Source organism: Streptosporangium sp. NPDC049078 (genome assembly GCF_040648855.1).
GTDB lineage: Bacteria > Actinomycetota > Actinomycetes > Streptosporangiales > Streptosporangiaceae > Streptosporangium.
Genome location: NZ_JBEZEL010000019.1, coordinates 110,326 through 122,267, shown reverse-complemented (window position 1 = coordinate 122,267; position 11,942 = coordinate 110,326). Strand labels below are relative to the sequence as shown.

Genomic DNA, 11,942 nt, shown 5'->3' with positions numbered 1-11,942 from the left:
TGTTCGAACGGTCCGGCTCCCGCGATGGAGGTGTGTGTGATGGGCGAGGGCCGCAAGCCAGTGCTGTTCGTCAGCAATCCGGGGGCCGGTGTCTTCAACCCCCTGCGCGTGATCGCCGCCGAGCTCGCCAGGCGTGGCACGGAGGATCTGTGGTTCGCGACGGATGAGTCCTGCAGGGCCGACATCGAGAGCATCGACGAGGGAAGCGGCGTACGGTTCGCCTCGCTCGGCGAGACGGATCCCCTGCAATCCCCCGCCGACTGGGACGACGAGATGTACCGGCTGGCCACCCAGCGGTCCCGCTGGAAGGCACACCACGCGGTGGTGCGGCGCGGGTTCGACCCCGACAGCGGGGAGCAGAAGTATCTGGCACTCGACGCCCTGGTCGAGGAGCTGAAACCGGCTCTCATGATCTTTGACAGCGTGAACCCCGTCGCGCTCATGATCGCGCTCAGGAGGAACATCCCGTACGTCCTCAGCTCGCCCTTCCTGCCGAGCAATCTGCTCATCACCAGGACACCGCGCGGATTCCCCATGCTGCACACCGGGCTGCCCCTGGACATGTCGTTCCCGCAGCGGGTCTACAGCAACGTGTTCAAGATCCGGGCCGCGCTGATGTTCCTGCACCCGAGGATGCTGAGGCTCGCGCTCAAGGGCATCTCGTACGCGAAACAGATCCAGCTGCCGAAGGAGGCGCTCCGTCCGTCGGCGAAGGTCGACCGCGCCGATCTCGTCCTGTGCTACACGGTCTTCGGGCTGGAGTACCCGTTTCCCCTTCCCGACAAGTTCCACCTGGTCGGCGCGATCATCCCGCCGTTGCCCGAGGCGCAGGACGACCGTGACCTGTCCGGCTGGCTCGACGCCAACCCCTCCGTGGTCTACGTCGGACTCGGCACCATCACCCGGCTGACCCGTCCCGAGGTGCACGCGCTGGTGGAGGTCGCCCGCCGGTTGGACGGCAGGCACGCCGTGCTGTGGAAGCTCCCTGCCGGGCAGCAACAGTTCCTCCCTCCCCGGGAGGAGCTGCCGCCGAACCTCAGGATCGAGAGCTGGATTCCCTCCCAGCTCGACGTGCTGGCCCATCCCAACGTCGCCCTCTTCTTCAACCACGGCGGCGCGAACGCCTTCCACGAGAGCCTGTATTTCGGCAAGCCGCAGGTCATCCGCCCGCTGTGGGTCGACTGCTACGACCAGGCGGTGCGCGGCGTGGACAGCGGGGTGAGCCTCACCCTCGACGACCCGCAGACCATCGACGTCGACGACGTGGTCGGCAAGATCACCCAGGTGCTGGACACCCCTTCCTTCCGTGAGCGCGCCGAGTTCTTCGCCAAGGCGCAGCAGGAGGCGGGAGGCACCCGGGTGGCCGCCGATCTGATCCTGGGCAACCCGGCGCTGAAACGATCCGACCAGGTAATGCCGAAGGACGTGGCGACATCATGAAAACGCACAGCGGCGACCCGACATCCATCGAGTTCCCGAGGCGGCGGCGCGGGCAGCTCTCTCCGCCCGACGAGTACGCCTCGCTCAGGGAACAGCCGGGACCGGTCAGGTCGGCGCTGCCGGGAGGCAGCACCGTGTGGCTGGTCGCCAGGCACGACGACGTGCGCGCCGTGCTCACCGATCCCCGGATCAGCGCCAGCCCCCTGCACGAGGGCTTTCCGACGATCGGGCGCAACGGGACGGTGCCTCCGCCCGACCAGATCCCCGGCTGGTTCGTCGCGTACGACCCGCCGGAGCACACCCGCTTCCGCAAGGCCCTCATCCCCGAGTTCACCGTACGGCGGGTCGCCGAGCTCCGCCCTGCCGTCCAGCGGGTCGTCGACACCTGTATCGACGACATGCTCAACGCCGGCACCACCGCCGACCTGGTGTCCGCGTTCGCGCTGCCGGTGCCTTCGCTGATCATCTGTGAGCTGCTCGGCGTGCCGCGTACCGACCGTGAGCTCTTCGAGTCGAGGACGCGCGTCCTGGTGACCCTCACGTCGACCGACGACGAACGCGAGTCCGCGACCAAGGACCTGCTGCTGTACATCTCCAAGCTGATCACCATGAAGCAGCGGTTCCCCGGCAGGGACCTGACCAGCCGGCTGCTGTCGGCCGGGGTGCTCACCCCCAAGGAGATCTCCGGTGTCGCCCTGCTGCTGCTGATCGCCGGGCACGAGACGACGGCGAACAACATCGCGCTCGGCGTGGTCATGCTGCTGCTGAACCGGCAGTGGATCGGCGCGCCCGGAGTGGTGGAGGAGGTGCTGCGTTACCTGTCCGTCGCCGACCGGGTCGCGCTCCGCGTGGCCCTGGAGGACGTCGAGATCGGCGGGCACGTCATCAAGGCCGGCGAGGGCATCGTGCCGCTCGGTGCCGCGGCGAACCACGACCATGACGCGTTCGAGCGGGCCGACGAGTTCGATCCGAGCCGTTCGGCCCGCCACCACGTCGCGTTCGGGTACGGCGTGCACCAGTGTCTCGGGCAGAACCTCGTCAGGATCGAGATGGAGACCGTCTTCACGTCCCTGTTCCAGCGGATTCCGACCCTTCGGCTCGACGGCGCGGTCGAGGACCTGCCGTTCAAGTACGACGGTGTGCTGTTCGGGCTGCACGAGCTCCCGGTCCGCTGGTGACGGCGCCACAGGCTCCCGGCCGGTCATCGTCGGTCCCGGTCTTTCAAGGATGAGGAATGTCATGCGTGTCAATGTGAACGCCGAGCACTGCGTCGGCGCCGGCCAGTGCGTGCTCATCGCGCCGGAGGTCTTCGACCAGAACGACGAGGGAACCGTCATGGTCCTGGTCGAGACCCTGGACGACTCCGCTCGGATCGGCGCCCGGGAGGCGGTCCTCGCCTGCCCGTCGAGGTCCATCTCGCTGTCCGAGAGCTGAGGACCGTACCGGGCGGGTGATCGCACCCCGCCCGCACGAACCCGACCCGGCCGGGTCGACGCACCCCCGGCCGGGTCGATTCGCGTTCCCGGCCGCTCCCCTCTGCTCCCGCCCCCGGTGATCCCCCACGCGGGCGTGACCTTGCGAAGACCGACGTTCCCCAGTCTCTCCGGATACGTGGGTCCCCCACACGGTCGGGACCACGACGCCGAGACGGCAGGACCGCGGAAACCCGGGACGACGGGACGGCGGAGCTCGTCGAGCTCCGCCGTCGCGGGCCGCCCGCGCCCCCGAGGCGCCGGTCCTGATCGTCTTGCCGACTCCGCCCTACTGGCCTCCACCCTCAAGGGCCGCCCGCACCAGCTCGTCGAGTCCCATCGCGTCGAGCGCGTCGCCCGCGTCCTCGTCGGCATCGTCGTCGACAGGACTCTGCTGGTCACCGGCCAGGTGCAGCAGCGCGTCCAGCACGCCGATCTCCCGCAGCCTCGCCATGGACAGTGACGCGAACAGCGCCCGGACCCGCGCCTCCTCCTCGCCGCCACCGTTCACGCCGTTCATGCCCGAGGCCGCGCCCGTCTCCGGCAGAAGCTGGGCGATCACGTGTTCGGCGAGGGCCTGCGGGGTCGGATAATCGAAGATCAGCGTGGAGGGCAGCTTCAGCCCCGTCGAGGCCGTGAGCCGGTTTCGCAGCTCGATCGCGCTGAGGGAGTCGAATCCGAGGTCCCTGAACGCCTGGTCGGCGCCGATCACCTCGCGACCCGAGTGCCCGAGGACCATCGCGATCTGATCGCGCAGCACGTCGAGCAGCACACCGAGCCGTTCGGGTCCCGCGAGGACGGCCAGCCTGTCCCGCAGGGCGGACGCCGACCGTGAGGTCTCCTGCGCCGAACCCTCCGACTCGACCAGCTCACGGTATCCCGGCAGCTCGCACAGCAGCCGGCTGGGCCGTCCCGCCGTGTAGGAGCGGACGAACCGCTCGTGCTCGATGTCGGCGACCACCGCGATCGGCTCACCGCCGGCGACGAGGCCGCTCAACGCGGCGACCGCGAGTTCGGGGTCCATCGGGCGTACGCCCATGCGCCGGGACGCCTCCTGCGCCGCGGCCACCTCCGCCATGCCGCCGCCGGCCCAGGCGCCCCACGCCACCGCCGTGGCCGCGGCCCCGCGTTCGCGGCGCCGCTCCGCCAGGCCGTCCAGCACCGCGTTGGCGGCGGCGTAGTTGCCCTGGCCGGGGGTGCCGAGCGTCCCCGCCGCGGAGGAGAACAGCACGAACACCGGCAGATCCATGTCCCGCGTCAGCTCGTCCAGCACGACCGCCGGTGCCACCTTGGCCCGGAACACCGTCTCGAACCGTTCCCTGGTCAGGCCGTCCACCACGCCGTCGTCGACCACGCCGGCGGCGTGCACCACACCGGTGAGCGGGAACTCGGCCGGGATGTCGGCCAGCACGGCGGCGAGCGCGTCCGGGTCGGCCGCGTCGCAGGCCGCGACGGTCACCCGGGCGCCCAGCTCCGACACCTCGTCGCGCAGTTCGGCGGCCCCGGGGGCCTCCATCCCTCGTCGGCTGACCAGCACCAGGTGCTCCGCGCCGTGCCGGGCCAGCCAGCGGGCCAGGTGTCCGCCGAGCGCGCCGGTGCCACCGGTGATGAGTACGGTTCCCGACGGCGTCCACTCGCCGGGCTCGCCGCTCTGGCCCGCCGGGTCCTGCACCAGCCGCCGGGCGTACGTGCCGGAGGCCCGGACGGCGATCTGGTCCTCGCCGTCCAGACCGGCCAGCACGCTCGCGAGCCGCCGCGCCGCTTCCCGGTCGAACCCCTCCGGCAGGTCGATCAGGCCGCCCCATCGCTGCGGGTGCTCCAGCGCGGCGACCCGGCCGAGACCCCAGATCGCGGCCTGAGCCGGATCGCGCAGGGCCTCGCCGGGCTCGGCCGCGACAGCGCCCCGGGTGAGGCACCACAGCGGCGCTTCGACACCGGCGTCGCCCAGCGCCTGGATCAGCGACGTCGTGAGGGCCAGGCCGTCGGGAAGCACAGTGTGCCCGAGGCTCCCGGCATTCCCCAGGTTCCCGGCGCCCGCGGACTCCCGCAACGCCAGGAACGAGACCACTCCGGCGAGCGGCCGGTCGCCGGCGAGCGAGCCCAGCCGCTCCGCCAGCGCGGCCCGATCCGAAGGCACCGCGGCGAGGTCGGCCACCTCAACGCGGACCACGTCGGCACCGAGCGCGTCGATCACCGAGCCCGTCCAGGCGTCGGCGCGCAGTTCCTCGGGCAGCACCACCAGCCACGGGCCGGCCGGACCGGTCCGCGAGCTCCGGCCGGGTGCGGCCGCGCCGTCACCGGTGAGAGGCTTCCAGGCGATCCGGTACCGCCAGGAGTCCATCGTGTACTTCCGGCGCCGCTCCCGGCGCCACGACGACAGCGCCGGCAGCACCTTGGTCAGCGCGTCGCCGTCCACGTCGAGCCGCGACGCCAGCGCCTTGGAGTCCTCCTCCTCGACGGCCGCCCAGAACTCGGCGTCCACCGGGTCCGCCGTCGAATCCGCCGTGCCGTTCCGGTCCGCCGCGCGGGCCGGGCCCGGGTGACCGGCGTCGGGCCAGAACCGCTCGTGCTGGAACGCGTACGTCGGCAGGTCCACCTGCCGGGCGCCCGTGTCGGCGAGGACCGAGGTCCAGTCGGGGCTCATCCCGTGCACGTGCAGCCGGGCGAGGGCGGTGAGGACGGTCCGGTGCTCGTCTCGGTCCCTGCGCAGCAGGGAGACCAGCTCGGCCTCGGCGGTGACGGTCTCCCGTGCCATCGCGGTGAGGGTTCCGTCCGGGCCGATCTCGATGTAGCGGGTCACCCCCGCCTCGTGCGCCGCCCGGATCCCGTCGGCGAACCGTACGGCGTTCCGCACGTGTGTCACCCAGTAGTCCGGAGAGCACAGCTCGGCCGTGACGGCGCCGCCGGTGACGTTCGAGATCACCGGGATGCGCGGCTCGGAGTAGGAGACGCCTTCGGCGACCGCGCGGAAGTCCGCCAGCATCGGCTCCATCAGCGGCGAGTGGAACGCGTGCGAGACCCGCAGCCGCCTCGTCCTGTGACCGCTGTCGGCCAGTGTGCCGGCCACGTCGAGCACCGCCCGCTCCGCCCCGGCTATCACCACGGATTCCGGGCCGTTGACCGCGGCGACGGAGACCTGTCCCTCGTACCCGGACAGCGCCCGCAGCACCTCCTCCTCGCCCGCCTGGACGGCGACCATCGCGCCGCCGGCCGGAAGCGCCGCCATGAGCGCGCCCCTCGCCGCCACCAGCGCGCAGGCGTCCCCGAGGGACAGCACGCCCGCGACGTGCGCCGCGGCCAGTTCGCCGACCGAGTGTCCGATCAGCACGTCAGGGGTGAGACCCCACGACTCCAGCAGGCGGAACAGGGCCACCTCGACCGCGAACAGCGCCGGCTGTGCCCACCCGGTCCCGTCGAGCAGCTCTGCCTCGGGGGTTCCCGCCGGGGCGAAGAGGATCTCCCTCAGCGGGCGGTCCAGCCTGGCGTCCAGCTGCGCCAGCACGGCGTCGAGCGCGTCGGCGAAGACCGGGAACCTGTCGTACAGCTCGCGGCCCATCTCCGGCCGCTGGCTGCCCTGGCCGGTGAACAGGAACGCCGTCCTGCCCGGTCGCCCGAGAGCGCCGTCGAGCACGTGCGGGGCCGGGGTTTCGTCCGCCGCCGCCCGCAGACCGTCCAGCAGCTCCGTACGGCTGCCGGCCAGGACGACGAGTCGCTGCCTGAAGCTCGACCGGGTGGTGGCGAGGGAGTAGGCGAGGTCGGCCAGGCCGAGGTCCGGGTGTTCGGCGAGGTGGTCGAGCAGGCGCCGCGCCTGTGCCCGCACCGCGGCCGGGGTCTTCGCCGACAGCGGGACCGGCAGGAGGCGGGGAACCGTCTCGGCCTGGTCCGCGAGATGTCCGGCGGACGTCCCGTTGAGTGCCGGGGCCGCCCCCGGCGCTTCGCCGAGGTCGGCGGAGGGTGCCCGGTGGAACCCCGACGGCTCGACGGCCTCGGACACCCCGGCGACGTCGGCCGGAGGCGCCTCCTCGATGATCACATGGGAGTTCGTGCCGGTGGCTCCGAAGGACGAGATGCCCGCCCGGCGCGGGCGCCCGGAGTCCGGCCACGGCCGCGCCTCGGTGAGCAGTTCCACCGCGCCCGCCGACCAGTCCACGTGCGACGACGGCGCCTGCACGTGCAGCGTCCTCGGCGCCACCCCGTGCCTGATGGCCATCACCATCTTGATCAGTCCGGCGACTCCGGCCGCGGCCTGCGTGTGGCCGATGTTGGATTTGATCGACCCGAGCAGCACCGGCCGCTCGCGGTTCTGCCCGTAGGTCTCCAGCAGGGCCTGCGCCTCGATCGGGTCGCCCAGCCTGGTGCCCGTGCCGTGCGCCTCCACCACGTCCACCTCGGACGGGGTCAGCCGGGCACCGGCGAGGGCGCGGTGGATCACCCTGCGCTGCGAAGGACCGCTCGGCGCGGTGAACCCGTTGGAGGCGCCGTCCTGGTTGACGGCGGAACCGCGCAGGACCGCGAGCACGCGGTGGCCGTTGCGCCTGGCGTCCGACAGCCGTTCGACGACGAGCATGCCGACGCCCTCCGCCCAGCCCGTGCCGTCGGCGGCGTCGGAGAACGCCTTGCACCGGCCGTCCGGGGAGAGCGCCCCCATCTCGCCGAACTCCACGAAACCCACCGGGGTGGACATCACGGTGACGCCGCCGGCGAGAGCGAGCGAGCACTCCCCCGACCGCAGTGCCTGCGCGGCGAGGTGCAACGCCACCAGCGACGAGGAGCACGCGGTGTCCGCGGTCACCGAGGGGCCCACCAGGCCGAAGGTGTAGGAGAGCCGGCCGGAGATCACGCTGGCCGCCTGTGCCGTCTGCGCGTGGCCGTGGTGGTCGCGGGGCGGCCGGTAGTCGCCGCCGGTGGCGCCGACGTAGACGCCCACGTCGCCGCCCCGCAGGCCCGAGGGGTCGATGCCCGCCCGTTCGAACGCCTCCCAGGCGGCTTCGAGCACCAGCCGCTGCTGCGGGTCCATCACCATCGCCTCACGGGGCGAGATGCCGAAGAAGCCCGGGTCGAAGTCGGCGACGTCGTACAGGAAGCCGCCTCCGGCCGCCGTGCTGCGGCCGCGTCCTTCGGCGTCCCCGCCGGACAGCGTGGCCAGGTCCCAGCCCCGGTCGGCGGGGAACGCGCCGACCGCGTCCACCCCCTCGGTGACCAGCCGCCACAGGTCCTCCGGCGAGCGGACGCCGCCCGGGTAGCGGCAGCTCATGCCGACGATGACGATCGGGTCGTCCGTGAGCGCGGCCGGTACGGACGCCGGGCTCCCCTCACCGAGGCCGCCCTCGTCGGGGCTCTCCTCGCCGAGTATCAGACCCGCCAGGTGTCCCGCGAGGTCCACCGGGGTCGGGTGGTCGAAGACGAGGGTGGCCGGCAGGGTCAGTCCGGTCGCGGCGTTGAGCTGGTTGCGCAGGTCGACCGCGGTGAGGGAGTCGAATCCGAAGTCGCGGAAGGCCCGGTCGGCCTCGATCTCGGCGCTGTCCGCGTGCCCGAGGACCGAGGCCGCTCTGGCCACGACCAGTTCGAGGACGAGGGGCGTACGCTCGGCCGCGGGCAGCCCGAGAAGACGCTCACGGAGTTCGGCCGCCACGGTGGGCTCGCCGTCGCGGGCGCCGCCCGCCGCCTCGATCGCCTTCCTCGCCTGGGGCAGCTCGTCCAGCAGCGAGGTCGGCCGCAGCGCGAGGAAGGCCGGGGCGAACCGGTCCCACTCCACGTCGGCGACCGTCACCGCACCCTCGCCGTTCGCGACGGCCCGGCCCAGTGCGCCGAGCGCGAGGTCGGGCGCGAGGGCGGGCAGCCCGTTCGCCCGCAGGTGCAGGTCCATTCCCCTGTCCGCGGTCACGCCGCCGTCGGCCCAGGCCGCCCAGGACACGGCGGTCCCCACCGCGCCCCGGGCGCGGCGCGCCTCGATCAGCGCGTCCCGCACCGCCTCCGCGGCGGCGGCGGCCCCCCGGCCGGCGACCCCCCAGACTCCGGCGAGCGAGCAGAACAGCACGAACGCGTCCAGCTCCCGGCCTTCCAGCAGGGAGTCCAGGTGGAGCGCCCCCGCGACGTGGGCCGTGGCGGTCTCGGCGAGGTGTGCGGGCTCGGCCCCTTCGAGGAGGGCGGCCCCGGCCGGTTCCTCGGCGTAGACGACCGCGTCCGGCGGGAACTCCGCCAGCAGGGCGGCCACGGCCTCCCGGTCCGCGAGGTCGCAGTGCCTGATCGTCACCCGGGGATCGGCGTCGGCGGGTTCCGCCCGACCGGTGCTCTCCCGTGGTTCCCCGAGCTCCATCGGGGCGGCGGTCTCTCCCGCCTCCACCCGGTCGGCGGCCTCCAGCGGTTCCGGGGATTCCCCCCGGCCCGCGAACTCGCCGGCCTCCCAGGTCTCCCCTGTCTCCCCGGCCTGGGCCGGGACCGGACGCCCGGCCAGTACGACCCGGTCGGCGCCCGCGTCGGCCAGCCAGCGGGCGACGCGCTCGCCGGAGACTCCCGTGTCCCCGGCGACCAGCACCGTGCCGCGAGGTCGCCAGGAGCGGCCGGCGTCCCCGGCGGGAGCCGGCACGAGCCTGCGGCCGAACACTCCCGAGGCGCGCACGGCGACCTCGCTCTCGCCGTCGGGACCGCCGGCCAGCACGCCGGCGAACCTGGCGACGGCCCGCCGGTCGAGCTGTCCCGGCAGGTCGATCATGCCGCCCCAGCGCCGGGGGTGCTCCAGCGCCGCCACCCGGCCGAGGCCCCAGACCGCGGCCTGCTCAGGGCTCGGCGGGGCGTCGGACCGGCCCACCGACACCGCGCCCCGGGTGACGCACCACAGCGGCGCGTCGAGACCGGCGATGCCCAGCGCCCGCACCAGCGCGGCCGTGAACGCCAGCCCGGGCAGGCCGCCCTCAGGCAGACCGTCCCCGGTCGGGCCGCCCTCGGACAGACCGTCCCCGGTTAGACCGGCCTCGGTTAGACCGGCCTCGGTTAGACCCACACCACCTGTCCCGGCGAGTGCGAGCAGGGAGATCACCCCCACCGGCGCCTGGCCGTCGGGAGCATCGAGCAGTTCGGCGAGCCGCACGGGGTCGGCACTCGTGACGTCCACACGTGTCAGCGCGCCGGGGTCACCCAGGGCGGCGCCCACGGCGTCGAGGACCTCCGCCCAGCTCCCCTCCTCGGGCAGGCCCGCCGGCACGGCCACCAGCCACCTCCCCGAAGGGACGGCGGACGGCACGGCGTCCAGGGGCTTCCACGCCACCCGGTAGCTCCAGGAGTCCACGAGGGTGCGCTCGCGGCGCGCGCGGCGCCAGGTCGACAGCGCGGGAAGCACCGTCGACAGCGACTCCGCCTCCAGATCCAGCGTGGCCGCCACGGACGTCAGGTCCGCACGCTCGATCGCGGCCCAGAACTCGGCGTCCACCGGGTCCCCCACCGGACCTCCGCCCCGCACGGCGGCCTCCGGCCAGTACCTGCGGCGCTGGAAGGGGTAGGTGGGCAGGTCGACGCGGCGCGCGCCGCATCCGGTGAAGAGGGACCGCCAGTCCACCACGATCCCGTGGACGTGCAGCCTGGCCAGCGCGTCCACGACCGACGACTCCTCGCCGCGGTCCTTGCGCAGCAGCGGCACGACCAGGGTGCCGGTCTCGGTGTCGTCGGCCGCGAGGCAGTGCTGGGTCATCGCGGACAGCACGCCGTCCGGGCCGAGTTCGACGAACGTGCTCACGCCGGAACCGCGCAGGGTGCGCACGCAGTCGGCGAAGCGGACCGCCTGCCGGGCGTGGTCGACCCAGTAGCCGGGTGAGCAGAGCCGTTCGACGGCGACCGGCTCGCCCGTCAGGCCGGAGACGAGCGGGATGGCCGGCGGTGAGAAGCCGATCCCTCGTACGGCCCGGCGGAACTCCTCCAGCATGGGGTCCATCAACGGCGAGTGGAACGCGTGAGCGACGGCGAGCCGGGTGGTCTTGCGGCCCTCGGCCGCGAAGTGGGCGGCGATCTCGACGACCGGCCCCTCCGCCCCGGCGATCACCACCGCGGACGGCCCGTTGACCGCGGCGATCGACACCTCGTGCTCGCGTCCGGCGAGCATCGCCACGACCTCGTCCTCGCCCGCCTGCACGGAGACCATCGCGCCCCCGGCCGGCAGCGCCTGCATCAGACGCCCTCTCGCGGCGACCAGGGTGCACGCGTCCGCCAGCGTCAGCACACCGGCGACGTGCGCCGCGGCGATCTCGCCGATCGAGTGGCCCGCCACCAGGTCCGGGCGCAGCCCCCACGACTCCGCCAGGCGGAACAGGGCCACCTCGACCGCGAACAGCGCGGGCTGCGTCCACTGGGTCCGGTCGAGCAGCTCGGCCTCGGCGGAGCCCGCCTCGGCGAACAGGATCGTCCGCAGCGGCTGGTCGAGCTCGACGTCGAACTGCGCGAGCACCACGTCCAGTGCCTGCGCGAACACGGGGAACCTGGCGTACAGCTCCCGGCCCATGCCGGGGCGCTGGGAGCCCTGCCCCGCGAACAGCATCGCCGACCTGCCCGCGACCGCGGTGGCCTCGCCACGCGCGATCTCCGACGTACCGTCCGGGGTGGCCAGCAGCACCGCGCGGTGCCGGAACATCGACCGGCTCGCCAGCGAGTAGCCGACGTCCACCGGGTCGAGGCCGGAGTCGGCGGCCGGCAGCCGATCGAGCTGGGCTCGCAGCGCCTGCCTGGTCCGGCCGGAGACGACCCACGGCACGACCGCGGGGACCCTCGGCCCGCCGAGCGGCTCGGGCAGCCGCCCTTCGCCCCGCCCGCCGAGGGACCGCTTGTCGAGAGGCCGCTCGTCGAGGAGCCCTTCGCCGGCAGGCCGCTCAGCGAGGGACCTCTCGCCGGAGGTCCGCCCGTCGAGAGACGGCTCGCCGAAAGAGCGCTCGTCGGAGAACCGCTCGTCCGGGGGCGCCTGCTCCAGGATGACGTGGGCGTTGGTGCCGCTGATCCCGAAGGCGGAGACACCGGCCCGCAGCGGCCGGTCCTGCCGCGTCCACGGTC

4 protein-coding genes (1 of these 4 running past the window's edge) are annotated in these 11,942 nt (G+C 73.4%); 3 read left to right on the top strand and 1 reads right to left on the bottom strand.

The genetic code is table 11. From position 1 onward, the window contains the following. Nucleotides 1–39: 39 nt before the first annotated feature. From AB0B90_RS29970 to AB0B90_RS29960, 3 genes are all read left to right on the top strand, one after another. Nucleotides 40–1,440, top strand: a complete 1,401-nt coding sequence (locus tag AB0B90_RS29970) for a glycosyltransferase (protein ID WP_362925884.1) — start codon at nucleotides 40–42, stop codon at nucleotides 1,438–1,440. After that, nucleotides 1,437–2,618, top strand: a complete 1,182-nt coding sequence (locus AB0B90_RS29965) for a cytochrome P450 (protein ID WP_362907237.1) — start codon at nucleotides 1,437–1,439, stop codon at nucleotides 2,616–2,618. Before AB0B90_RS29970 ends, AB0B90_RS29965 begins: the two co-directional genes overlap by 4 nt. A 61-nt stretch (nucleotides 2,619–2,679) precedes the next feature. After that, a complete protein-coding gene (locus tag AB0B90_RS29960) occupies nucleotides 2,680–2,874 on the top strand; it encodes a ferredoxin (RefSeq protein ID WP_362925883.1) in 195 nt (64 codons plus the stop codon). A 327-nt stretch (nucleotides 2,875–3,201) separates the two neighbouring features. On the opposite strand, the gene AB0B90_RS29955 is transcribed toward AB0B90_RS29960, so the two are convergent. After that, nucleotides 3,202–11,942, bottom strand: partial view of a type I polyketide synthase gene (locus tag AB0B90_RS29955; RefSeq protein ID WP_362925882.1) — the 3' portion only. It continues 21,040 nt past the right edge of the window; 8,741 of the gene's 29,781 nt are visible here — the last part of the coding sequence; the start codon falls outside the window, past its right edge; it ends in the stop codon at nucleotides 3,202–3,204.

Coding starts and splice junctions, on each gene's coding strand:
- AB0B90_RS29960 (WP_362925883.1), top strand. CDS start 2,680: ATGCGTGTCAATGTGAACGCCGAGCACTGCGTCGGCGCCGGCCAGTGC.
- AB0B90_RS29965 (WP_362907237.1), top strand. CDS start 1,437: ATGAAAACGCACAGCGGCGACCCGACATCCATCGAGTTCCCGAGGCGG.
- AB0B90_RS29970 (WP_362925884.1), top strand. CDS start 40: ATGGGCGAGGGCCGCAAGCCAGTGCTGTTCGTCAGCAATCCGGGGGCC.